We start from the raw sequence: 23,517 nt of genomic DNA, 5'->3' as shown, positions 1-23,517 counted from the left end.
CCAAACGGACACCCCGGCCGACCGGGTAGATCGATTACCTGGGAAAACCCCTGGTAGTCCGGCGGCGAAACGGACATCAAACGGGCGTTGACCGGCTGGGCTGTGGTGCTGGCCACACCGTTTCGGCGGTGTTAAACCTATGCGCAGCCCGAACGGGCACGGTTGAGCCCAGGTTCGAAGCCCGAACGGACAAGGAGGTCTGGGTGCAGGCGGAAGACCGCAAGCGGCGCATCCTGGCCAGGGCGCGAGCCGACGGCAAGGTCGACGTGATGGCCATGGCGGTGGAGTTCGGGGTCGCGCCGGAGACGGTGCGCCGCGACCTCAAGACCCTCGGCGAGCACGGGCTGCTGCGCCGCACGCACGGCGGCGCGCTGCCGGTGGAGAGCGCCGGGTTCGAGACCGGGCTGGCCTTCCGCGCGGCGTCCATGGTCCCGGAGAAGCAGCGCATCGCCAGGGCCGCGGCCGAGCGGCTGGACGAGGCCGAGACGGTGTTCATCGACGAGGGCTTCACCCCGCACCTGATCGCCGAGAACCTACCGACCGCCCGGCCGCTGACCGTGGTCACCGCCTCGCTGCCCACCGCGGCGGCGATGTCGGAACAGCCCGGCTTCACCGTGCTGCTGCTCGGCGGGCGGGTCCGGGGCCGCACCAAGGCCACCGTGGACCACTGGGCGATCCGGATGCTCAGCGAGCTGGTCATCGACCTGGCCTACATCGGCGCGAACGGCATCTCCCGCGAGCACGGCCTCACCACCCCGGACCCGGTGGTCAGCGCGGTCAAGGCGCAGGCCATCCAGTCCTCCCGGCGAAAGGTCTTCGTCGGGGTGCACACCAAGTTCGGCGTGGCCAGCTTCAGCCGCTTCGCCACGGTCTCGGACTTCGAGGCGATCATCACCGACACCACCCTCTCCCCCACCGAGGCCCACCGCTACGCCCTGCTGGGCCCCAAGGTCATCCGGGTCTGACCCGCACAACTCCAGTTCCCCCAACAGGTTCGCCCCCGCGGCGGCCCCTGCCGTGCTGCCCGCACTCAGGGAAGGAAGGACGATGACGTCACCCACCCCCCGGCGACTCGCCGCTCTCGCGCTCGCCTCGGCTTTGCTAGCCGCCGGTTGCGCGGGCGCGGGCGGCATCGGCGACCCTGACGACCCGAACTCGATCAACGTGCTGATGGTGAACAACCCGCAGATGCTGGACATCCAGCGGCTGACCGCCGAGCACTTCAGCAAGCGCACCGGCGTCAAGGTGAACTTCACCGTGCTGCCGGAGAACGACGTCCGGGACAAGATCAGCCAGGACTTCACCAGCCAGGCCGGGCAGTACGACATCGCCACCCTGTCCAACTACGAGGTGCCGATCTACGCCAAGAACAAGTGGCTGGCACCCCTGGACGGCTTCATCGCCGCCGACCCCGGCTTCGACCAGCAGGACGTGCTGGAGCCGATCCGGCAGTCGCTGACCGCCGCCGACGGCAAGGTCTACGCCCAGCCCTTCTACGGCGAGTCCTCCTTCCTGATGTACCGCAAGGACATCCTGGCCGCGAAGAACCTCACCATGCCGGAACGGCCGACCTGGCAGCAGGTCGCCGACATCGCGTCCAAAGTGGACGGTGCCGAGCCGGGTATGAAGGGCATCTGCCTGCGCGGCCAGCCCGGCTGGGGCCAGCTGATGGCGCCGCTGACCACCGTGGTGAACACCTTCGGCGGCACCTGGTTCACCCAGGACTGGCAGGCCAAGCTGGACGCGCCGGAGTTCACCGAGGCCACCAAGTTCTACGTGGACCTGGTCCGAAACCACGGTGAAGCCGGTGCGCCGCAAGCGGGTTTCGCCGAGTGCCTGAACAACATGACCCAGGGCAAGGTCGCCATGTGGTACGACGCCACCTCCGCGGCCGGGCTGCTGGAAGCGCAGGACTCCCCGGTGCGCGGCAAGCTCGGCTTCGCCCAGGCGCCGGTGGTGAAGACCAAGAGCTCCGGCTGGCTCTACACCTGGGCCTTCGCCGTGCAGCAGGCCTCGAAGAAGCAGCAGGCGGCCTGGAAGTTCCTGTCCTGGGCCAGCGGCAAGGACTACGAGACCGTGGCCGGGCAGCAGCTGGGCTGGTCCAAGGTCCCCGACGGCAAGCGCGCCTCGACCTACCAGCGGCCGGAGTACCTGAAGCTGGGCGGTTCCTACGCCGCCGCCACCCGCGAGGCCATCGCCACCGCCGACCCGCGCAACCCGGGTGTGCAGCCGCGTCCGGCCTACGGCATCCAGTTCGTCGGCATCCCGGAGTTCACCAACCTGGGCACCCAGGTCTCCCAGGAGATCAGCTCCGCCATCGCCGGGCGTGAGTCGGTGGAGGAGGCGTTGCGGGCTTCGCAAGGCCTGGCGGACAAGGTCGCCAAGAAGTACCGGAACTGAGAGGAGGAACGATGACCACCCTCGACACCCGCCCCGCCCCGGTCGCCGGTCCGCCGGCCCAGCCGCGCAGCGCGGCCAAGGCGGCCCGCTGGGCCCGGCGCGCGCCGCTGCTGCCCGCGCTGATCTTCACCATCGCGGTCACCCAGCTGCCGTTCGTGGCCACCCTGGTGATCTCCTTCCTCCAGTGGAACTCCCTGGCCCCGGAGAACCGCGGTTTCGCCTTCCTGGACAACTACCTGGCCGTGGTCACCGACCCGAACCTGCGGTCCTCGGTGCTCACCACGATCCTGCTCACCGCCAGCGTGGTGCTGGTCAGCCTGATCCTCGGCCTGGGCCTGGCCCTGTTGCTGGACAACAAGTTCCGCGGCCGCGGCCTGGTGCGCACGATGCTGATCGCGCCGTTCCTGGTGGTGCCGGTGGCCGCCGCGCTGCTGTGGAAGCACGCGCTCTACAACCCGGAGTACGGCCTGTTCAACGGTCTGCTCGGCACCGAGGTGGACTGGATCAGCGAGATGCCGCTGGTCGCGGTGGTCGCCTCGCTGGTGTGGCAGTGGACGCCGTTCATGATGCTGATCCTGTTGGCAGGTCTGCAATCCCGGCCCCTGGACGCGGTGGAGGCCGCCTCCATCGACGGGGCCAGCGGGTTCCAGGTCTTCCGCTACCTGACCCTGCCGCACCTGCGCCAGTACCTGGAGCTGGGCGCGCTGCTGGGCTCGATCTACATCGTGCAGAACTTCGACGCGGTGTTCACCATCACCTCCGGCGGCCTGGACACCGCCAACCTGCCCTACACCATCTACCAGACCTTCTACCAGGCACACGACTACGGCCAGGCCTCCGCCGCCGGGGTGGTCGTGGTGATCGGCTCGATCATCATCGCCACCTTCGCGCTGCGCGCGGTGTCCTCCCTGCTGAAAGACGAGGTGACCCGATGACCCGCCGCGCCTGGCGCCCGTGGGGCGCGCTGGCCTGGCTCGCCGGCATCCTGTTCTTCCTGCCGGTGGCCTGGATGGTGCTCACCTCGCTGCACAGCGAGTCCGACGCGGCCACCAACCCGCCGTCCATCCTGGCCCCGCTCACCCTGGACGGCTACGCGGAGTTCTTCGGCGCCGACGGCGGGGCCAGCCCGTGGCCGCCGCTGCTCAACTCGGTCAGCGCCAGCGTCGGATCGACGATTCTTGTTCTCCTGCTTGCGGTTCCGGCGGCGTACGCGCTCTCGATCAGGCCGGTGGAGAAGTGGAGCGATGTGCTCTTCTTCTTCCTCTCCACCAAGATGCTGCCGGTGGTCGCCGGGCTGCTGCCGATCTACCTGATCGCCCAGTACTCCGGGCTGCTGGACAACATCTCCTTCCTGGTGGTGCTCTACACCTCGATGAACCTGCCGATCGCGGTGTGGCTGATGCGCTCCTTCCTGGCCGAGATCCCCAAGGAGATGCTGGAGGCCGCCGCGCTGGACGGCGCGGGCCTGGTCACCACGCTGCGCCGGGTGGTCGCGCCGGTGGCCATGCCCGGCATCGCGGCCACCGCGTTGATCTGCTTCATCTTCAGCTGGAACGAGCTGTTGTTCGCCAGGGTGCTGACCGGGGTCGTCGCGGGCACCGCGCCGGTCTTCCTCACCGGGTTCGTCACCAGCCAGGGCCTGTTCCTGGCCAAGATGTGCGCCGCGGCCACCGTGGTGTCACTGCCGGTGCTCATCGCCGGTTTCGCCGCCCAGGACAAGCTGGTCCAGGGCCTGTCATTGGGAGCTGTGAAGTGATGAAGGCCGCCGTCATCAGCGGAGTCGGTCAGGTCGAGGTCACCACGGTGCCCGATCCCGCGCCGGGTCCCCGCGAGGTCGTCGTCGAGGTGGCCGCCTGTGGCCTGTGCGGCACGGATCTCCATATCCTGCAAGGAGAGTTCGCCCCGACCCTGCCGGTGGTGCCCGGCCACGAGTTCGCCGGGGTCGTGGTGGAGACCGGCAAGGAGGTCACCGAGGTCCGCGCCGGGGACCGGGTCGCGGTGGACCCCTCGCTGTACTGCCACGAGTGCCGTTACTGCCGGGTGGGCCGCAACAACCTGTGCGAGCGCTGGAACGCCATCGGGGTCAGCAAGCCCGGTGGCGCGGCCCAGTTCGCGGTGGCGCCGGTGGCCAACTGCGTGAAGCTGCCCGAGCACATCCGCACCGAGGACGCCGCGCTGATCGAGCCGCTGTCCTGCGCGGTGCGCGGCTACGACATCCTCAACTCACAGCTGGCCAGCCGGGTGCTGATCTACGGCTCGGGCACCATGGGCCTGATGATGCTGGAGCTGGGCAAGCGCACCGGCGCGGCCAGCATCGAGGTGGTCGACCTGAACCCGGACCGGCTGGCCACCGCCCAGCGCATCGGCGTCACCGGCACCGCCACCAACGCCGACGAGCTGGACCGGCCGGAGGGCTGGGACGTGGTCATCGACTGCACCGGCAACGAGAAGGCCATCCAGGACGGGCTGGGCCGGGTGGCCAAGGGCGGCACCTTCCTGCAGTTCGGCGTCTCCGACTACTCGGCGCGCGCGGTGATCGAGCCGTACAAGATCTACAACCAGGAGATCACCATCACCGGCTCGATGGCGGTGCTGCACTCCTTCGAGCGGGCCGCGGACCTCTTCGCCGCCGGCGTGCTGGACCCGGAGATCTTCATCAGCCACCGCCTGCCCCTGGACGACTACGCCGCCGCGCTGGAGTCCTTCCGCCGCGGCGAGGGCCGCAAGATCCAGGTCCTGCCCGGCGCCTGACCGCCGCCAGCGCCCCCGGTCTCGTTGGGGGCGCTGGCGGTGAGCCGAGTGTCAGACGCTGGGCCTAGCCTCCCGGTATGACCCGCACCACCAGGCCGCCCGCGTATGGCGTCGCTGCCCGGTTCCCGGCCCTGGCCGCCTATGCGCGCATCACCGTGCGCCTGCACCCGCGCCGCGGCAACCCCAGCGCCTACGACAGCCACCTCGGCGGCCCGCTGCTGTGGCCCGAAGACGAGGCCTGGCCGCGCTGCGGGCGCCCCAAGTGCTTCATCCCCGCGCCCGAGCAGCCCGAACCAGCTGTGGTGGCCGGGCAGTTCTGGGCCAGGGACCTGCCCGACCTGCCCTTCCCACCCGGCACGGACCTGTTGCAGGTGCTGTGGTGCCCGCACGAGCACGACGAGTTGCAGGGCGGCATCGGACCGTACGTCTACCTGTTCTGGCGGAACTCGCACTCGATCACACCGTCCTCGGCGCCACCGCCGGAGCCGATGCTGCTCGACGGCGACGACAGCCTGGTGCCCCGGCCCTGCGTGCTGCACCCCGAACGCCTCACCGAGTATCCGTGGCACGAGGACCTGCCCGCCGACCTGGCCGAGGCGGTGCAGAGCATCCGGGAGGACTACCGGGACGGCCTGTCCATCGCGCCGGGCAGCAAGATCGGCGGCTGGGTGTCCTGGGCGGTCACCGACCGGATCCCGCAGCCCTGCCTGGCCTGCGGCACGCCGACCGAGCACCTGCTCACCATCGCCGACACCGAATGGGGCAGCCGCGAGTCCCGCTGGCGGCCGATCGAGGAGGACGCGCTCGGGGACCGGGACGCGTGGAACCCCATCGGCACCTATATCAAGGACGCCGTGCGGCTGTTCGTCTGTCCACAGTCGACAGAGCACCCGGTCCGGTTCGACCGGCAGTGACACGGTCCCTCAGCGTGCCCTGACCAGGGAAATCCCGCCGCGACGGGCATCCACCTCAAGGCCGACGTCCTTGTACACCAGGCCACCGCCGCGCACCGGCTTGGCCCGATACTGGCACTTGGGTTCGAGCTTCTTGCCGAGCTCGACCAGCTGCACCTTGGGCAGCTCGTCGCAGCGCAGCTCGTCGCCGTCGGCTCCGAAGTCCTTGGCCAGCCGCGCGTGCACCGCCTCGGCCAGCAGCACGCCCTTGAGCGGTTTCTTGGTGTACTTGACCAGCAGGTCCGACTCCTTGAAGTCGTTGGACACGGTGATCTGCCAGGGCACCTGCACGCCCTCGTAGGTGATCACGCAGTCGGTGACGGCACCGGCCTTGAGCACGACCGTGTCGTCCTTGCAGCCGCCGCTGGTCTCGCCCCGCCACTGCACCATCAGCAGGGTGTCCTTGCGCAGATCGTGCACCAGCTTCTGCACCAGTGGCGCGTCCGCGGCCGGCTCGGGGAGCACGGCCTTGTTCGCCTCGGCCACGCTGAGCAGCTCCGTGTTGCTCGCCGTGACCAGCACCGGACGCGGTGTGCCGGTGATCGGCAGTGAGGCCGGCGTGCCGGTCACCGACACGCTCCCGCACCCGGCCAGCAGCATCGCGGTCAGCGCGAGCACGCCGCCAGTTCCCCCAAAACGCATGGTCATGAGCTTAGACGAGGGCTTCAGGTGGTTCGCCGGGGTCCTCTCCCAGTCCCGGCCCGCGGAGAGCCACATCCACTTCGTCGGCGTGGACCCGGCCGAGCGCGGCCCCGGCCTGGACCGGCTCAGCTTCCGGCGCGATCTGGACGGTTCGCCCACCCGGTAGCCCACCGGCGCGGCACACTCATCCGGTGATCCTCCGAGCACTGGCCGCCGCGGTCGCGCTGACCGCCACCGGCCTCCAGCCAGCCGCGGCCGCCCCCGCGGCGATCGAACCCTGCTCCGCCGTCTCGGTCGGCCCGGCCCAGGTCGTGGTCGACAACACCACCCGGCTCAACCTCGGCCTCAAGGGCTGGCCGGACACCGCCTTCGGGGTGCTGCCCGAGGGCAACGGCCAGTACCGCTTCCTGTCCACCTCCGCGCTGGTCGGCTCCGGCACGATGCCGCAGAGCATCGCCACCACCAAGGGCACCCTGGACAACCCGGTCGCAGGCGGGGTCAAGCACGCCGCGGTGCGCAACGTCCCGGCGGGCTACCAGTACGCCGGTGGCGGGCCGGTCTTCCGCGACCCGGCCAGCGGCCTGGTGCTGCAGATGGTGCACCTGGAACGCAGCCTGGACGGGCCGAACCACCAGTTCTACGCCGAGCTGCACCTGGGCCTGCACGACCTGGCCACCGGCGAGACCCGGCTGCTGGGCGAGATCATCTCCCCGGACATGGACTTCGCCACCGCGTACCGGCACAAGCTGACCGCCGACATCGGCACCTCCTCCTTCGTGCTGCGCGACGGTTACCTGCACGCCTACTTCCCGGACTACTCCTACGACAACGGCAAATGGGTCAACACCCCGCTGTCGGTGGCCCGCGCCCCGCTGGCCGAGGTCGTCGCCGCGGCCAAGCAGGGCAAGGCCAGTGAGTGGCGCAAGTACCACGACGGCGCGTGGAGCTCCCCCGGCCGCAACGGCCCCTCCAGCGCGGTGCGCGAACAGGGCGTCGGGGCCTGGCACCCGAGCGTGGTCAAGACCACCAGGGGCGGCACGATCATGGTGGCGGGCAACAGCATCACCGAGTTCGTGCTGGCCACCTCGCCAGATGGGCTGACCGGCTGGTCCGGCCCGACCACGCTGTTCCGCGACCCCGAGCGCGGCAACGCCTACCCGACCATCGTCGGCACCGGCAGCGATCCGTCCATTGTGGACAACGAGTTCTACCTCTACTACCTCCAGTGGGCCAAGCCCGGTGACTGGGCGAACGCGGTGGCCATGCGCCGCCACGTCACCTGCGTCGCGGGTCGCACGCTGCCGAGCGTCCCGCTGACCGGCTACGCCAACGGTGCCCAGCACCGCACCAGCACGATCACCGAGCGCGCCACCGGTTTCGCGCCCGAACCCGGTCGCCTGTGGCGGCTGGAGACCGCGGCCGTGCCGGGCACCGTGCCGCTCTACGGCTGCCGCAACGGTTCGGACCACTACCTGTCCCTGGCCCAGGGCTGCGAGTCGCCGCAGGCCGCCGTGTTGCAGAGCGAGGGCCGGATCTACTCCGCCGCGCCCTCGGCCCCCTCGACCCCGTTGTACCGCTGCAAGTCCGGCGCGGACCACTTCACCTCCACCGCGGCGAACTGCGAGGGCCGCGGCACCCAGGACAAGCTGCTCGGGCACGCGCTGACCACCACGCAGCGGGTGTTCAGCCGGTTCTACGACGGCCGGGAGCACTGGGACACCAGCGGCGCGGTCACCGCGAAGTACGCCCTGGAACACCGCTGGTTCCTGGAGTCGGCGAGCAAGCCGGGCACCCGCGCGCTCTACGGCTGCGCCTACACCAGCGTGAAGGGCCTCAACCACTTCGTCTCCACGCAGCCGGACTGCGAGGGCCAGCAGGTGCTGCGCACCGAGGGCTGGGCCTACCTCGACCAGCCGGGCGCGCCGTCGGCGCCGCTGTACCGGTGCTACTGGCCGGAGCAGGACGACCACTTCCTGTCCCCGCACGAGAACTGCGAGGGCGTGCCCGGCGGCCGCAACGAGGGCCGCCTCGGCTACGCGCTGAGCTGAGCCGGGATCGAGGGCGGCCCGGCACCCCAATCGCCGAACGTGTGCCCGAGCGGGTGCCCGGCCGGGCGTGGCTGGGCTGATCGGATTACAACGTTGGCGGTCCATTTCCGGACAGAGTTCTGTCCGTTGTTGACTGGTCACGATCGGTTGTTGTTAATGGGATCGGTTCCACATCGGGGTGGACCGCTCTACCCGCTCCTGCGCGGCCACCCCGCCTTCGGTTGTGCTCCCCGCCAGGAGGTAGGCGCCCATGTCCCGATCCCGGTTGCGATCCGGCCCGCTGGTGGCCGGGTTGGCACTGCTCGCCTCGCTGGCGACGTTCCCGCCTGCGCAGGCCCAGGCCGCGCAGGCCCAGCGCACGGTCACCGGCCAGGTCCGGGACGCGGTCTCCGGCGCCCCGGTGGCCGGGGCGGTGGTGCACGCGGCGGCCCAGACCACCAGCGTGCGCACCGGGGCCGACGGGCGGTTCAGCCTGCCGGGGGTCCCGGCCGAGGCGGTCGGGGTGGTCGCGGCCAAGCAGGGCTACGACTTCCGCTGGCTGCCCCTGGAGTCCCGCGGCGACACCGCGGTCACCCTGCGCCTGGACCGGGAGACCCCGCGCACCCTGCCGCACCCGGACTACCCGCGTCCCGACCTGGACCGCCGGGCAGGCGCGGACGGCAAATGGCTCAACCTCAACGGAACCTGGTCGCTGAGCTTCGACCCGCGCGATGTCGGCCTGAAGGAGAACTGGGCCGCGGGCGGGCACGAGTGGCAGCACGCAGTGCGGGTGCCGTTCAGCTACACCTCCCTGGCCGGGGTGGGTGAGGAGGCGCGGGCGAACAACCAGGTCTACGCCAGCCAGTTCGAGGCCAACAAGGGCGCGGCCTGGTACCAGAAGCAGGTCACCGTGCCCGCGGACTGGCCAGCCGAGCGCAACGTGCTGCTGCGCTTCGGCGCGGTGGAGTGGCACGCGCAGGTGTTCCTGGACGGCGTCAAGCGCGCTGAGCACGACGGCGGCTACTCCCCGTTCGAGGTGGACCTGGGCCGCCTGGCCCCCGGTTCCACGCACTCGCTGGTGGTGCGCTCCTTCGCGCCGGACAACAGCGACCGCACGCCCTACCCGCAGGGCAAGCAGATGGGCTGGTACGCCGACACCGGCGGCATCTGGCAGTCGGTGTGGCTGGAACCGGCCGATGCCGCCCGCCTGGACACCGTGCACGTCACGCCGCAGCTGACCTTCAACGGCGACCGGCTGACCAGCGCCAAGGCCGAGGTCGCCATCACCGGCAACGCCGCCGCGGCCGGGTCCACGGTCAAGGTCACCGTGCGCGAGCAGGCCGGGAAGCCGGGTGTGCAGCAGCGCGGTCTGGAGCTCCCGAAGCCGGTGGAGCCCAAGGCCGGCCGGGTGGTGGCCAGTGCCACCCTGCCGCTGTCCGGCAGCACCGGGAAGTCCACTGTGGACATTCCGCAGGCGAGGTTGTGGTCGCCGGAGACGCCGTGGCTCTACCAGGTTCAGGTGGAGCTGACCGGCAGCCAGGGCCGGGACGCGCTGCACACCTGGACCGGGCTGCGCACCGTCTCCAGGGACTGGGCGCCCGGCCACTCCCCTGCCGAGCAGTCCGATCCCCAGCAGCAGTACCAATACCTACACCTGAACAACAAGCCGATCTACCTGCGCTCGGCGCTGGACCAGGCGTTCAACCCCTGGGGCACCTACTCCTACACCGGCCTCTACCAGGGCGGTGACCTGCGCGCCGGGTCGCTGGCCGAGCCGCGCAAGGGATCCGTGCTCTTCGACCTGGCGCTGGCCAAGCAGCTCGGGCTCAACTCCACCCGGCTGCACATCAAGATCAACGATCCGCTGTACTACCACTGGGCCGACGTGATGGGCCTGATGGTCTGGTACGACCAGCCGAACTTCGGCTACAACGGCTACCAGGCCAGCGCGGAGAAGCTGTTCGAGGGCGTGCTGCACGATGCGGTGAAGCGGGACTACAACCACCCCTCCATCGTGATCTGGGACGTCTTCAACGAGGGCTGGGGTATCACCGACGGCAACGGCATCCGGGAGGAGGCCAAGCCCTGGATCGAGCGGATGGTGCAGCTGACCAAGCAGCTCACCCGCGGCGGGCGGCTGATCGTGGACAACTCGCCCTGTTGCAGCAACCACCATCCCAGCGAGAGCACCGACCTGCTGGACTTCCACGGTTATCTGTCCACTTGGGACGAGTGGAAGGCCAACATCGACAACTACGTCCGCAACACCTATCCCGGCTCGTCCTTCAACATGGAGGAGGGCAAGAAGCAGTCCGGGCAGCCGCTGCTGAACTCCGAGTTCGGCCCGTGGACCGGCGGCCGGGAGAAGGACCAGGACGTGGCCGCGCCGTTCCGGTACACCACCGAGCTGTTCCGCAACCAGCCCAAGATGAACGGCTACCTGTTCACCGAGCTGGCCGACATCGAGTGGGAGTGGAACGGCTGGTCGGCCTACGACCGCACCCTCCAGGTGCCCGGATACCTTGACGCGGAAGGAAAACAGGGCGGCGTGCACCTGGCCAACGCCGACGACGTGCTGTTCTTCGACGCCCGCCCGGTGCAGCGGGTCACCCCCGGCCAGCCGGTGTCGCTGACCGCGAAGTCCTCGCTGTTCTCCGGCCGGGAGGTCAGCGGCGCCCAGCTGCGCTGGCGGATCTCCGGCACCGACCACACCGGCGCGGCCATCCGGAGCACAGACTGGCGGCAGCGGCCGGTCTCGCCGGAGAAGTACACCACCAGCGACCTCGGCAAGGTCGAGGTGACCGTGCCCGCGGAGCTGACCTCCGGCCGCCTGGACATCCAGCTGGTGCGCGGCAAGGACATTCTGGCCACCGGCCAGACCTTCCTGGCCGACTGGAGCAACCGGACCGACCGGGCCACCGTGCTCGGCGAGCACGCCGGCAGCCAGTCCAGGGTCGCGGGCACCATCCGGCTGGACCCGGCCGCGGCCAAGGCGAACTGGCCGCAGGGCCACGACACCTTCCGCAACGACGGGGCCAGCGCTGCCTGGGGCTACGGCGACGGCGACTTCCAGTGGACGGTGGAGCTGCCGGAGGAGCTGCGCACCGGCCGCTGGAACACCGCCCAGCTGGTCCTGGAGGCCTCCGCCTCGCGCACCAGCTCACCGCGCACCCGGTTCCCGCAGACCTCGGAACGCCGCTACCCCACCGAGTTCCGGGCTTCGGTGGACGGGGTGTCCACCAGGTCCGTTGTGCTGCCGGATGATCCGGCCGACGCGCGCGGCGCGCTGTCCAACGAGTCCGGCTTCGACCCCGGCCAGTACGGCTACCGGGTGGTGCTGGACCTGGACGCGCGCCAGCTCAAGGAGGCCGCGGCGGACGGCAAGTTCACCCTGTCGCTCAGCGGTTCCGGCGGCGGGTTGACCGTGCACGGGCCGCGCACCGGCCGCTTCGGCATCAGCCCGCAGCTGGTGCTCTCCCAGGGCCGGGGCATGTCCGGGCCGCCGGTGCAGCAGTCCGAGCCGTACGTGGGCACTCCCGAGGGCGCGGGCGTCAACACGCACTTCGTGCCGGGCACGCTCAAGGAGGGGCAGCCCACCACGGCGAACGTGCTGGTGGTCAATGACTCCCCGCGTCCGGTGCGTCAGGTCCGGCCGGAGCTGGTGCTGCCAGCAGGCTGGCGGGCCGAACCGCTCGGCCAGGTGTCCACAGTGGACCTTCAGCCCGGTGAGTCGGCGGTGGCGCGGTTCCGGCTGGTGCCCGGCAGCGTCGGCGAGAACACGGTGACCACCAGGGCCTTCTACACCGGTGAGGCCGGTCGCCAGGTGGTGGACGAGCCGTGGCTGGTGACCGTGCCGGTGCCCGAACCCAGCGAGGCCAACTATCCCAGGCGCACCGTGCACGACGGCTTCGACAGCGACACCAGCGCGAACTACCGGAGCTTCCAGCCCTTCGGCGGGGAGGCCGCGCCCGCGCCCACGGTGTCCGGTTCGAAGCTGAAGGTCAGCCACCCCAGCCCGTTCTTCACCATGCTCGGCTCCCCAGCCGCGCCCGGCGGCAACCCGACGGTCACCATCCTGGAGGTCGGCGAACTGGCCGGTGGCAGCTCACGGGAGAACAGCCTGTTCACCGGGCTGGTGAAGGACCAGAACACCTATGTGGTGGCCTGGTACAACCACTTCCGGAAGGAGACCGGCTTCGACGTCCGGCTCGACGGCCAGTTCCTGCCCGGGAACCCGACCGCGCGGCTGGACCTGCAACCCGGTGACAAGTTCGCGCTGGTGGTCTCCGGCAGGACCGTGGACATCTTCCACGGCCGGGAAGGGCGCTGGACCTCGGTGCGCACCGGCTCGGTGGACTCGCGGCTCAACCTGTCCGATCCGGCGGTGCTGAGCCAGTTCCGGCACGGCGCGGCCATGCGCGGTGACGGCGGCACGGTGTCCATCGAGTCCCTGGAAGGCCGGACCCGCTGAACCCCTGCCCGGCTGGCACCGTCCACTGTGGACGGTGTCAGCCGGGCCGTTCCCATTCGCCGATGTGCTCGTGGTCGGTGCGGCGCAGCTGCCGGTAGCGGCCGGCGGACATGCCGTACTCGCGTTTGAAGGCGTTGGCCAGGGCGAACTGGGTGCCGTAGCCGCAGCGCCGCGCGATGGTGGCCAGGGTGGCGTCGGTGGTGCGCAACAGGTGCGCGGCCGTGGTCAGCCGCCACCAGGTGAGGTAGCCCAGTGGCGGCTGGCCGACCAACTGGCTGAACCGGCGGGCGAACGCCGCCCTGGACAATCCCGCCCGCGCGCCCAGCGTCTCCACCGTCCACGGCGCGGCCGGGTCCTGGTGGATGGCCCGCAACGCCGCGCCCACCACCGGATCCCGCAGCGCGCCACCCCAGTCCCGGTCCGCGCCGTGCTCCTCCAGCCAGGCCCGCAGCAGGTAGACCAGCAGCACCTCCAGCAGCGCGGGCAGCACCGCGTCCCGCCCCGGCCGCACCTGGGCCAGCTCCGCGCCCAGCACCGAGACCACCCCGTGCAGGGCGGCCTGCCGCACTGGATCGGCGGCCTGCACCAGCAGTTCCGGCAGCTCGGCCAGCAGCGGGTGCACCCTGGCCTGTTCCAGCTGAAACGCCCCGCACAGCAGCCGCGTCGGCACCCCCGCGTCGGCGAGGTCGTGCGCGGCCCCGCCGGGCAGCACCACGGCCTCGCCTGGCCCCAGCACCACCGGCTCGCGACCGGGCAGCACCACGGTGATCGCGCCGGAGAGCACCACGTGCAGTCGGGCTCCGGCGAAGTCCGGGAAGTGCCGGGTCCAGGGTCCGGTGGCCTCGGTCAGCGCCGAGTAGGGCCGCCCGCTGCGCATGGCGGCGATCGCGTCGCTGAGCACATCCATCGGCACCTCACCCCGGGAGATCAAGACGTAGACGTAAACGGCCGAGACGCTGAATCATTCCCGGCCACCCGGCACGAACCTAGCGTGACCGGCGTGGACACCATCACACTCGGCCAGGTCGAGATCACCAGGGTGCTGGAGTGGTCCGGCCCCTTCGCCCCCACCAGCGCCGTCTTCCCCACCCTGACCCGCGAACACTGGCAGGCCAACGAGTCCTGGCTCAGTCCGGACCACTGGGACCCGGCCACCGACATGCTGCTGGCCCGCACCCAGTCCTGGGTGCTGCGCAGCGAAGGCCGGATCATCCTGGTGGACACCGGAATCGGCGATGACAAGGAGCGGCAGATCCCGGTCTTCCACCGCCTGCGCACCGGTTTCCTGGACCGCCTCGCCGCCGCGGGCGTGCAGCCGGAGCAGGTCGACCTGGTGGTCAACACGCACGCGCACTCCGACCACGTCGGCTGGAACACCCGCCTGGTCGACGGCGAGTGGATCCCCACCTTCCCCAACGCCCGCTACCTGCTGCACGCCGCCGACGCCACTCCCGGCCTGAGCGACCCCCAGGTGCACCGCGACAGCATCGACCCGCTCCGCCACACCGGCCAACTGTCCACATGGGACGGTACAGAGCTGCGCATCGACGCCAACCTGACCCTGACCCCTGCTCCCGGCCACACCCCTGGTTCCGCGGTGCTGCGCCTGGTTTCCGGCACCGACCGCGCGCTGTTCATCGGCGACATCGCGCACAGCCCGCTGCAGATCGTCGAACCAGACCACGAGCCCTGCCTCAGCGATGACGCGCCCGCCGCCACCGCCACCCGCCGACGCCTGCTGGCCGAGGCCGCGGACACCGGCGCGCTGGTCATCCCGGCCCACTTCGGCGGCAGCGGCGCGGCCGAGGTCAAGCGGGACGGCGACAAGTTCGCCATCACCGGCTGGGCGGCCTTCGGATGACCCGCACCGCCCAGGGTTTCCTGACCGGTGAGCACCGCGCGGAGGTGACCGTCTACCACGCGGTGCCCTACGCCGCGCCGGTCCACGACCTCGGCACCCGTTTCACCGCCCCGGCTCCTCCCCCGCCGTGGTCCGGCATCCGCGAGGCCACCACCCCCGGCCCGACCGCGCCGGCCCCACCGCGCCCGTCCCTCGGGCTCCTCGACCTCACCCCGCTCAACCCGCCGCCCATCCCCGGCCCCGACTACCGGACCCTCACCATCTGGGCCCCGCCGACCCCCGCGCCGCCGCGCCCGGTGCTGGTGTTCCTGCACGGCGGCGGGTTCCAGGTCGGCGCCGGCTCCGCCCCGCTCTACGACGGGACCGCCTTCGCCCGCGACGGCGTGCTGCTGGTCACGGTCAACTACCGACTCGGCGTCCCCGGCTGGCTGCACCTGCCCGGCGCGCCGGCCAACCGGGGCCTGCTGGATGTGATCGCCGCGCTGGAATGGTTGCGGGACAACATCTCCGCCTTCGGTGGCGATCCGCACAACATCACCGTGGCCGGGCAGTCCGCGGGCGCGATCCTGGTCGCCGGGCTGCTCGCCGCGCCCCGCGCGCACGGGCTGTTCCACCGGGCGGTCAGCCAGAGCGGCAACCCCGCCGCCGTGCTCACCCCGGACCAGGCGCTGCGGGTCACCGGCGCGCTGGCCGCCGAACTCGGCGTCACCCCAGCCGAGATCCCCGGCGTCCCGGACGCCGACCTGATCGCCGCGCTGGCCCGGCTGCCCCTGCCGCCGGACGGGCCGCTGCGCGGGATCACCCCGTTCAGCCTGGTCCTGGACCCGGAAACGCTGCCCCGGCCGCCGATCGAGGCCGAGCTGCCGCCGGTGGACCTGCTGATCGGCACCAACTCCGACGAGGCCAACCTGTACCTGGTCCCCACCGGCCGCCAAGCGCCGTGGCTGACCACCGAGGCGCTCTTCGGCGGGGGCAGCCGCCTGCTGGCCGAGGCGCACGCCGCGCAGCAGCCCGGCCGCACCCACCGCTACGAGTTCGCTTGGCGCTCACAGGCTTTCGGTGGCGCGCTCGGCGCCTGCCACTGCGTGGAGCTGCCGTTCGTCTTCGGCCACACCGCGATCCCGGCCCTGCACGGCGAACACGGCCTGCTCGGCCCCACGCCGCCGTCGCCCGAGCTGGTCAGCCGCACCCACGCGGCCTGGAGCCGCTTCGCCGCCACCGGTGATCCGGGCTGGCTTGCCCCGATCCAGCGCATCGACGAGCGTTGGGGGTGAGGGCTAAGGCGGACCATCCGATCGTCCCGCGCGCACGGGAAGATCGGATGGCCACCCGTTTCGGCCGCCGTGTCCCACCATGGAGCGCGTCGGCAGGGGCACGGTATCAAGGCGTCCCGGATGGTGAACGCGTCTTCAGCCCTGCCTGAAAGGCGAAGTGCCGCCACCCCGGGAACCGGGATGGCGGCACTCGCCGTGCGGCAGCGGTCAGGGCCGCATCTTCTTCAGCGACTCCAGGAGGTGGGTGAGCCGGTCGCGCATGGTGTCGCCGAGCTTCATGCCACCACCCAGCGCGTGCTCACAACCCCTGATCATCTTCTCCCGGTCCTTCGCCGAGCCCTTCAGGTGCCTGATGGCCTCGTCGAGCTCCTTGTCGTTGGCGTACTTGCCGTTGGCCGAGATGGGCTTGCCGAACAGTTCGCCCTTGGCGTCGGCGTGGATCTCGATCTCGGTCCGGTTGTCGGCCATCTTGATGTGGATGCCCTTGGTCTGGGTGTCGCTGTGCGCCTGCTCCACGTGCCCGAAGGGCTGGCACTTCCGCTTGCCGGCCGCGGCGAACCCGGAGAACTCGGCCGGGGCCTCCCACTCGCACGCCTCGATCTCCGGCGTGCGCTCCTTGCGGGCGTTGGTGAGGACGCCCTTGACACCCTCCAGGAACCGCCGGCCCTTCTCCTTGAGCGCGAAGAAGTTCGCCAGGCCGTCGATGACCTTGACGATCGCCTTGCCCACCGCGGGCAGCTTGCCGACGGCCAGGAAGAACGAGCCGACGTCGACCAGGCTCCACAGGCAGGCGCCGATGTCACCGTCGCTGACGCACTTGACGATGTTGTCGATGCCCAGCAGCGTGATCAGGATTTCCGCGCCGTTCTCAGCCAGCCACTGCCCGAGGCCCTTGTTGGCATCGGCCAGCGCCTTGCGGTACTCGTCGACCATCTGCTGGCCGCCCTGCGCCCGCAACGCCTCCTCATCCGCGGAGGTCAGCTCGCCGTCGGCCTGCCGCTCGGCGTCGATCTGCCGGGTGGTGGCCTCCTCGGCCCGCTGCTTCTCGGTGGCGATCTCCTGCGCTTCCTTGGCCGCGGCCGCGGCCTCCTGGGCCAGCGCGCCGGCGGCGATGGCGTCGGCACGCGCCCTGGCCGCGGCCTCCGCGGCGACCGCCGCGTAGTTGCGGGCCTGGGAAGCGCTGGCCTCGGCCTGGCTGGCCGACCTGGCCGCCGCCGCGGCCGCCCGCTGCGCGTCCTGCTCCGCCTGCTGCGCCTGCCGGGCGGACTCGGCGGCCTGGTCGGCCGAGCGCTGCGCCTTCTCCGCCTCCTGCTTGGCCTTGTCGGCGAACTCCCTGGCCTTGGCCGCGGACTTCTGCGCCTCGGCCGCCCAGTGCTTGGCCTCATCGGCCGCCCCGCGCGCGGTGTGCGCGTAGGACTGGGCCTGCAACGCCGCCTGCCGGGACTCCGCGGCGATCTTGTCCGCGTCCGCCAGGTAGGACTCGATCTTGGCGACGTGGCTGGCGGTGTCCGCGTCCCGCTGCTGAGCCTTGTACTGCTCGCTGGTGAGGAACTTGCGCCACAGCGAAGGCGGACCGTTCAGCGCGGCCTGCGCGGCGGCCTTGACCTCCTTGCCGCCGTTGGTCATCGCCTGGGTGACCAGCACGTGGTCGTCGTCCTGGCGCGCCTTGTGCTGCCCGGTGGCCAGGAACGCGGTGCGGTCGGCCGGGGTGCCGCGCAGCGCCTTCTGCGCCGCGGCCTTCACCCCGGGACCACCGGCGTTCATGATCTGGGTGATGGCGACCTGGTCGTCCTCGTCCTTGCCCGCGTACCAGCGGTCCTGCAGGAAGTCCTTGACCATGTCGTGCTTGGCGGTGAGCATGTCCCGCGCGGACCACCGCAGGCCCTCGTTGCCCGTGGTGTCGGCGATGTGCAGCACGCTGGCCCGGTCGTCCTCCTCGACCGCCTTGGCCACTCCGCCGCGGACGAAGTTGAGCACCTCGTACTTGTCGCCGACCAGCGCGTTCTCCGAGGCCGCCCGCACCCAGCCGCCACCGGTGGTGACCAGCCGCGCGGCCACCTTGCGGCCGTTGGCGACCGCGGTCTCCTCCGGCGTGGCCGGGTCCTGCGCCTGGGTCAGCAGCCGCTGCGCCTCGGTGTCGAGCTTCGCGGCCTCACCGGCGACCCAGGTGGTCTCGGTCTGCTTGTTGTCCTCGGCGAGCTTGGCCTCGACGGCCTCCTCGATCGCCTTGGCCTTCTGCGCGGCCAGCCGCTCGTCCTCGGCCGCCCGGCTGGTCGCGGCGATCGAGCGGGCCAGGTCGGTGTACCTGGTGGCGTCGTCGGCGTACAGCTTGGCCTTGTCCGCGGCGGCCTGCGCCCGGTTCGCCGCGCCTTCGGCGTCGTTGGCGTGCTTGACCGCCTCATCGGCCAGGCGCGCGGCGTTGTCGGCGTGGTTGGCGGCGTCGTTGGCCGCGTCCCTGGCCTGACCGGCGTAGCGGGCGGCCTCCCCGGCGATCCGCTTGGCCTCCCCGGCGGCGCGCTTGGCCTCGGCGGCCTTGCGCTTGGCCTGCGCGCTGGCCTGCTTGGCCTGCGCGGAGCTGGCGCCGGCCTTGGCCGCCCAGTCACCGGCCTCGCCGGAGGCGCCACCGGCCTCATCGGCGTGCACCCCCGCGCTGGCGGCCGACTCGGCGGCCTTGCCGGCCGCGGTCGCCGCGATCGCGGCCTGGTCCGCGGCTTCGGCGGCCAGTCGAGCGCCCTTGGCCACATCGCGCGCGGCCTTGGCGGCCTGGGTGGCCTGCTCGGTCTGGCTGCGGTCGGCGGAGGCGAGCGCGGCGGCGTTGCTGGCCCGCGCGGCCGCCTGCCCGGCCATGTTCGCCGCGTGCGCGGCCTGGCTCGCCGCGCTGGCGGCGACCCTGGCGGCCTCGTTGGCCGCGGCGGCGGCGCGGATCGCGGTCTGCGCGGCCCGCGCGGCCCTGGTCGCGGCGTCCGCGGCCCGGCCTGCGGCATCGGCGGCCCGGACCGAGGAGTCCTGGGCGGCCTTGGTCTCCTCGGCCGCCTTCAGCGCGGCCTCCTTGGCCAGCCGCGCGGCGGTGACCGCCTGCTCCGCGGCGACCTTGGCCGCCTCGGTCTGCTCCTTGGTGCGCTCACCGGCCAGGCGGGCCAGGTCGACCAGCTGGGAGATGTCCTGGACTTCCTGGTCCCGCGCGGCGGCGACCTCGTAGCCGTAACGCAGGAAGTACTCGATGTCCTCGCGGCTGCCGTTGAGCGCGCGCTGCGCGGCCTTGCGCACCTCGGGCCCGCCGATGGTCAGGATCTGGGTGACCCGCACCTGGTCGTCATCGGACTTGGCGTCGAAGAACCCGGCGAGCAGGAACCGCCGCCGGTCATCGGCCGTGCCCCGCAAAGCCTTCTGCGCGGCCGCCTTGACCCCGGGGCCGCCCTCGTCCATGGCCTGGGTGACCCGCACCTGGAGGTCGTCCTCGGCCGGCCGCCGCCAGCCGTCCTCGGCGAAGGCCTTCTGCTCGGCCGGCGTGCCGAACAGCGCCCGCTGCGCCGCGGCCTTGACCGCGGGACCACCGGCGGCCATCAGCTGCGCGATGCGCACCTGCAGGTCGTCGGCCTCCGGCTTGGCCCGGCCGCTGGCCAGGAACGTCCGGACGTCGTCATCGGTGCCCGACAGCGCGGCCGCGGCGGCCCGCTTGAGGCCAGGACCACCGGATTTCAGCAGCTGCAAGGTCTCCGCCCGCGCCGCACCGGCCGGAACCTCCTCGGCGAGCGCGGCCGGAGCCGCCCCCACCAGGAGCGAGGTCACGACAAGTGCCGCGGTGACCGACCGTAGCGAGCGCAGCACAATACTGCGTTTGCGCACAGTAAATCCCCCAGGACCGCGAGTCCCTGTCGGACTCGACCAGGGAGAAATTTAACCACCGAATTTTTCAACACCGTGGTGACGCTGCTCACATTATTTCCGGACCCGGGGCACGAATGCCTACCTTTTCCTCGGACCATCCGGCATTCGGGTGTGCCGATCCAAACCATCTCGTCACTGGGGGCACAACCGTGCGCTTTTTGTCCCGACTCGGAGTTCTCGTCTTCGCGGGCAGCACCGCGCTGCTGGGCGCGGCCACCGCCGCCGTGGCCGAGGACAACCCGCCTCCGCTGGAGGAGGAGTACGACTACCCGGGCGCCGACAAGATCTTCGCCGAGCGCGGCATCCGCCTGAACAAGGGCGACGGCAACGTCCTGCTGACGGACTGCGTCACCGGCGCTGACCTGCTGGAAGTCCGCGCCCGCAACCGCTCCCCGTTCTGCTTCACCGTGCGCGGCAACACCGGCTTCCTGACCATGGAGCTGACGGAGTCCTTCGTCGTCTTCAGCAACAGCACCCACACCACGGTCGCCAACTACACGGTCAAGGGCGTCCCCGGCTCGACCACCGTGGCGCCGGGCGGCGCCGACGGAATCGGCGAGGGCGAGGGCCCCGGCAAGTCGGCGACCCTGCTGGAAATCCGCGTCAAGCGCGGAAACTAAGGACTGATTTGGTGTTTATCGCGTGATCACCGCCATCCGTTACAGCGTGTCGGTGATCACGCGATCAACCCAATCCTTTTGTCCAGTTCCGGTCCGGCCGGAACTCACTTCGCGGCCATTCGGCGCTATCCGCACCGGCTGTTGATCCGCTCTTCCGGGCCGCTGTTTCCTGCACCTGATCGCCACTTCGGTCGGATCACCGCCACCGGGTCCCGCCACCGCCCAGCTATGTCACCGGCCCGGCTATGTCACGGCCCGGGCACGTCACTGCTCTGGTGCCCCGCCACCGCGCCGGCTTGGCCCGACCTCGGCCATGTCATTGCTTCGAGGCTCGGCCACCGCCTTGTCGCTCAGCCACCGCCCTGCCGCTCGGCCACCGCTCCAACGCTCGGTCGCTGCTCCGGCGCTCGGTCGCCGCTCGGCACCGCTCGGCACCGCTCGGCACCGCTCGGCACCGCTCCAACGCTCGGTCGCCGCTCCGACATCTGCCAGCCCCCGAGTCCGGTCGCCAGCTCGATTCGGCCAGGCTCCGACTTGGTCCTGCTCCGATTCGACCGGGCTCCAGCCACCCGCCCCGGCCCGGTCTCCACCCGCCTCGCCCCGCGCCCGAGTCTCCGTGCCCCGAAATAGCGGAAGCCGCCCGGTCCGACTAAGCGGAGGGCGGCTTCCCGATGATGAACGGCGATCACGTCGGGCAGCGCGACTGGAGCAACGGCGCGCCCTCTCGGTCGACGCCTACGCCCGCGCAGCTTCCCGGTGCCGTTCATCGTGACGCTGTGGGTTGAGTTGTCTGCTAACAGGGTGACGCATCGACCCAGTTGCCGCAACGGGTTTATCAACTTCAGTTACACCAGGTAGGACTCCACCAGCTCCAGCATCGCGTCCAGCCCGGTCTCCAGCGCCACCGTGTCCCGCCGGATCTGTGTCAGCAGCAACCCGCCCTGCAACGCGGTGAGCACCGCGAGCCCCAGCCGATCCGGATCGGCCCCGGCCCGCAACTCCCCCCGGTCCCGCATCGCCCGCAACCCCGCCGCGATCGCCTCGGCCCACCGCGCGAACCCCGCCGCGACCGCTGCCCGCGCCGCGGCGTCCGAGTCGGCCAACTCGCTACCCAGCGACCCGATCGGACACCCACCGGCGCACTGCCGCGACCGTTGCAACTCCACCAGCGCGTCCCGCCACGCCCGCAGCCCGTCCATGCTGTCCAGCCGGGCGAAGAACGCCTGCTGCGCGGTCATGATCTGCTCGGTCTGGTGGGTGATCACCGCGCGCACCAGCGCGGGCTTGTCCCGGAAGTAGTGGTAGATCTGCGAGGTGCTGACCTCCGCCGCGGCCCGCACGTCCTCGGTGCTCGTCCCCGCCACCCCGCGTTCGAACATCAGCTGAGCCGCGGCAGCCACAATCCGCTCCCGGGTCGCCCGCCCCTTGGCCGTCAACCGCCCCCCGGCCCCACTCGCCTCACTCACGGATGCACCCTATCCCGCCCGAACCAACAGTCTGGAGTTGACACTCCAAAAAATCCCGCTAGGTTTTGGAGTGTCCCCTCCAGACTATCTGGACCACCAAACCCCTTGCCCGGAAAGGCAATCCCCCATGCCCAGCTACGCCGAACAACGCGACGCCCTCGTCACCCACCTCGCCACCCTCACCCCCGCCGAAGTCCTGGCCCCCTTCGCCCACGAACAACACGCCCGCGAAACCCAAGGCCTCCCACCCTGCCTCCCCACCCCGGGCACCCCCATCCCCGAAACCCCTCTCCTGGACGCCCACGGCAACCCCACCACCCTCGCGGCCACCCGCACCGGCCGGGCCGCCGTGCTGGTCTTCTACCGCGGCGCCTGGTGCCCGTACTGCAACCTGGCCCTCCGCACCTACCAGGAAGACCTCCTGCCACAGCTGCAAACGCGCGACGTCGCCCTGATCGCGATCAGTCCGCAGCGGCCGGACGGCTCGCTGAGCATGCGGGAGAAGAACGAGCTGGCGTTCCCGGTGCTGTCCGATCCGGGCAACGAGCTCGCGCGGGCGCTGGGCATCGTCACGGAGGCGACGGCGGAGTCGAAGGCGGCCCAGGCCAAGCTCGGCATCGACGTGGCCGCCGCCAATGCCGACCAGACCGAGCAGGTGCCGATGCCGGCGGTGCTGGTGCTGGATCGCGGCGGGGTGATCCGGTGGCTGGAGGTGCAGCCGAACTACGCCAATCGCACGGAGCCTGCTGCGGTTCTCGCGGCGGTGGCTGCGCTGGAGTCCGCGTAGTCCGTGGGTCCGCGTAGTCCGTGGGTCCGCGCGTGGCTTGGCGGTCCGCTCCGCGCGTGGCTTGCGGTCCGCGTGGTTTCGCCGTCCGCGTGGCTTGGCCGGTGGCGGGTGGTGTGGCTCGCTCGGTGTCGCTGATAGGCCGGGTTCGGCTGTGCTGGGCCCCGACCCGGCCCGGCCCGGTTTGGCTGGGTTCGGCCTGGCCCGGCTTAGCTCGGCTCCGCTCCGCTCAGCTGGGTGGGGCACGTCTTAGCTGGGCGGGGCTGGGGTTGGGTTTGGTTGGGGCTGTTGGGGGTTGGACACTTGGGGCCGTGACCGGTTGCCCGCGCCGGCCTCCGCTTTCTCTGCGGTAACGAGACGATCATGCGGGTGGGTTCCGG

General features: G+C 71.1%; 17 protein-coding genes. 13 read left to right on the top strand and 4 right to left on the bottom strand.

Annotated features, from left to right (window positions below):
- Positions 1 to 203 precede the first annotated feature (203 nt).
- The 6 genes from M8C13_RS33900 to M8C13_RS33875 all read left to right on the top strand — a co-directional run bounded on the left by M8C13_RS33900 (position 204) and on the right by M8C13_RS33875 (position 6,065).
- Positions 204 to 965 carry a DeoR/GlpR family DNA-binding transcription regulator gene (locus tag M8C13_RS33900; RefSeq protein WP_252484863.1) on the top strand — a complete coding sequence of 254 codons (762 nt, stop codon included), beginning with the start codon at positions 204 to 206 and terminating at the stop codon, positions 963 to 965.
- An 82-nt stretch (positions 966 to 1,047) separates the two neighbouring features.
- Positions 1,048 to 2,400, top strand: a complete 1,353-nt coding sequence (locus M8C13_RS33895) for a sugar ABC transporter substrate-binding protein (protein WP_252484862.1) — start codon at positions 1,048 to 1,050, stop codon at positions 2,398 to 2,400.
- A gap of 11 nt (positions 2,401 to 2,411) precedes the next feature.
- Positions 2,412 to 3,335 (top strand): carbohydrate ABC transporter permease, encoded by a 924-nt coding sequence (locus M8C13_RS33890; protein WP_252484861.1) that lies wholly within the window; start codon positions 2,412 to 2,414, stop codon positions 3,333 to 3,335.
- Complete coding sequence (locus M8C13_RS33885) at positions 3,332 to 4,156, top strand: carbohydrate ABC transporter permease (RefSeq protein WP_252484860.1); 825 nt, start codon at positions 3,332 to 3,334, stop codon at positions 4,154 to 4,156. The genes M8C13_RS33890 and M8C13_RS33885 overlap by 4 nt, the downstream gene beginning before the upstream one ends.
- Positions 4,156 to 5,151: a zinc-dependent alcohol dehydrogenase family protein gene (locus M8C13_RS33880; protein WP_252484859.1), complete on the top strand. Its 996-nt coding sequence runs from the start codon at positions 4,156 to 4,158 to the stop codon at positions 5,149 to 5,151. Before M8C13_RS33885 ends, M8C13_RS33880 begins: the two co-directional genes overlap by 1 nt.
- Positions 5,152 to 5,228: 77 nt before the next feature.
- The gene (locus M8C13_RS33875) at positions 5,229 to 6,065 is read left to right on the top strand and encodes a hypothetical protein (RefSeq protein ID WP_252484858.1); all 837 of its coding nucleotides are present in this window, start codon (positions 5,229 to 5,231) and stop codon (positions 6,063 to 6,065) included.
- A gap of 9 nt (positions 6,066 to 6,074) precedes the next feature.
- On the opposite strand, the gene M8C13_RS33870 is transcribed toward M8C13_RS33875, so the two are convergent.
- Positions 6,075 to 6,746: a hypothetical protein gene (locus tag M8C13_RS33870; RefSeq protein WP_252484857.1), complete on the bottom strand. Its 672-nt coding sequence runs from the start codon at positions 6,744 to 6,746 to the stop codon at positions 6,075 to 6,077.
- Positions 6,747 to 6,750: 4 nt separating this feature from the next.
- Here M8C13_RS33870 and M8C13_RS33865 point away from each other — a divergent pair, with 4 nt between their 5' ends.
- The 3 genes from M8C13_RS33865 (at position 6,751) to M8C13_RS33855 (ending at position 13,244) form a co-directional block, all read left to right on the top strand.
- Entirely contained in the window at positions 6,751 to 6,912 is a 162-nt protein-coding gene (locus M8C13_RS33865; protein ID WP_252484856.1) for a hypothetical protein, read from the top strand.
- 25 nt (positions 6,913 to 6,937) lie between these two features.
- Positions 6,938 to 8,794 (top strand): hypothetical protein, encoded by a 1,857-nt coding sequence (locus tag M8C13_RS33860; protein WP_252484855.1) that lies wholly within the window; start codon positions 6,938 to 6,940, stop codon positions 8,792 to 8,794.
- Positions 8,795 to 9,044: 250 nt separating this feature from the next.
- Positions 9,045 to 13,244, top strand: coding sequence for a sugar-binding domain-containing protein (locus tag M8C13_RS33855; RefSeq protein ID WP_252484854.1), 4,200 nt, complete (start codon positions 9,045 to 9,047; stop codon positions 13,242 to 13,244).
- Positions 13,245 to 13,281: 37 nt separating this feature from the next.
- On the opposite strand, the gene M8C13_RS33850 is transcribed toward M8C13_RS33855, so the two are convergent.
- A complete protein-coding gene (locus tag M8C13_RS33850; protein ID WP_252484853.1) occupies positions 13,282 to 14,151 on the bottom strand; it encodes an AraC family transcriptional regulator in 870 nt (289 codons plus the stop codon).
- A 93-nt stretch (positions 14,152 to 14,244) separates the two neighbouring features.
- Between M8C13_RS33850 and M8C13_RS33845 the strand changes: the two genes are divergently transcribed.
- Together M8C13_RS33845 and M8C13_RS33840 are read left to right on the top strand one after the other, a co-directional pair.
- Positions 14,245 to 15,105, top strand: a complete 861-nt coding sequence (locus tag M8C13_RS33845) for an MBL fold metallo-hydrolase (protein WP_252484852.1) — start codon at positions 14,245 to 14,247, stop codon at positions 15,103 to 15,105.
- Positions 15,102 to 16,379: a carboxylesterase/lipase family protein gene (locus tag M8C13_RS33840; protein WP_252484851.1), complete on the top strand. Its 1,278-nt coding sequence runs from the start codon at positions 15,102 to 15,104 to the stop codon at positions 16,377 to 16,379. Before M8C13_RS33845 ends, M8C13_RS33840 begins: the two co-directional genes overlap by 4 nt.
- Positions 16,380 to 16,586: 207 nt before the next feature.
- Here M8C13_RS33840 and M8C13_RS33835 read toward each other — a convergent pair whose 3' ends face one another.
- On the bottom strand, positions 16,587 to 20,225 hold the full coding sequence (locus M8C13_RS33835; RefSeq protein WP_252484850.1) for an ALF repeat-containing protein: 3,639 nt from the start codon (positions 20,223 to 20,225) through the stop codon (positions 16,587 to 16,589).
- 200 nt (positions 20,226 to 20,425) lie between these two features.
- On the opposite strand from M8C13_RS33835, the gene M8C13_RS33830 reads away from it, so the two are divergent.
- The gene (locus M8C13_RS33830; protein WP_252484849.1) at positions 20,426 to 20,887 is read left to right on the top strand and encodes a hypothetical protein; all 462 of its coding nucleotides are present in this window, start codon (positions 20,426 to 20,428) and stop codon (positions 20,885 to 20,887) included.
- Positions 20,888 to 21,732: 845 nt separating this feature from the next.
- Here M8C13_RS33830 and M8C13_RS33825 read toward each other — a convergent pair.
- On the bottom strand, positions 21,733 to 22,353 hold the full coding sequence (locus M8C13_RS33825) for a TetR/AcrR family transcriptional regulator (protein WP_252484848.1): 621 nt from the start codon (positions 22,351 to 22,353) through the stop codon (positions 21,733 to 21,735).
- A 127-nt stretch (positions 22,354 to 22,480) separates the two neighbouring features.
- Between M8C13_RS33825 and M8C13_RS33820 the strand changes: the two genes are divergently transcribed.
- The gene (locus M8C13_RS33820) at positions 22,481 to 23,140 is read left to right on the top strand and encodes a peroxiredoxin-like family protein (RefSeq protein ID WP_252484847.1); all 660 of its coding nucleotides are present in this window, start codon (positions 22,481 to 22,483) and stop codon (positions 23,138 to 23,140) included.
- Positions 23,141 to 23,517: the final 377 nt, after the last annotated feature.

Source organism: Crossiella sp. SN42, from assembly GCF_023897065.1.
Taxonomy (GTDB): domain Bacteria; phylum Actinomycetota; class Actinomycetes; order Mycobacteriales; family Pseudonocardiaceae; genus Crossiella.
The sequence above is the reverse complement of the archived record's forward strand: the minus strand, read 5'-3'. Positions and strand labels throughout refer to the sequence as shown.

Excerpts from the sequence above, each read along its gene's own strand:
- M8C13_RS33885 (WP_252484860.1), top strand. The coding sequence starts at position 3,332 with ATGACCCGCCGCGCCTGGCGCCCGTGGGGCGCGCTGGCCTGGCTCGCC.
- M8C13_RS33840 (WP_252484851.1), top strand. The coding sequence starts at position 15,102 with ATGACCCGCACCGCCCAGGGTTTCCTGACCGGTGAGCACCGCGCGGAG.
- M8C13_RS33890 (WP_252484861.1), top strand. The coding sequence starts at position 2,412 with ATGACCACCCTCGACACCCGCCCCGCCCCGGTCGCCGGTCCGCCGGCC.
- M8C13_RS33855 (WP_252484854.1), top strand. The coding sequence starts at position 9,045 with ATGTCCCGATCCCGGTTGCGATCCGGCCCGCTGGTGGCCGGGTTGGCA.
- M8C13_RS33850 (WP_252484853.1), bottom strand. The coding sequence starts at position 14,151 with ATGGATGTGCTCAGCGACGCGATCGCCGCCATGCGCAGCGGGCGGCCC.
- M8C13_RS33880 (WP_252484859.1), top strand. The coding sequence starts at position 4,156 with ATGAAGGCCGCCGTCATCAGCGGAGTCGGTCAGGTCGAGGTCACCACG.
- M8C13_RS33870 (WP_252484857.1), bottom strand. The coding sequence starts at position 6,746 with ATGCGTTTTGGGGGAACTGGCGGCGTGCTCGCGCTGACCGCGATGCTG.
- M8C13_RS33865 (WP_252484856.1), top strand. The coding sequence starts at position 6,751 with ATGAGCTTAGACGAGGGCTTCAGGTGGTTCGCCGGGGTCCTCTCCCAG.
- M8C13_RS33895 (WP_252484862.1), top strand. The coding sequence starts at position 1,048 with ATGACGTCACCCACCCCCCGGCGACTCGCCGCTCTCGCGCTCGCCTCG.
- M8C13_RS33820 (WP_252484847.1), top strand. The coding sequence starts at position 22,481 with ATGCCCAGCTACGCCGAACAACGCGACGCCCTCGTCACCCACCTCGCC.
- M8C13_RS33875 (WP_252484858.1), top strand. The coding sequence starts at position 5,229 with ATGACCCGCACCACCAGGCCGCCCGCGTATGGCGTCGCTGCCCGGTTC.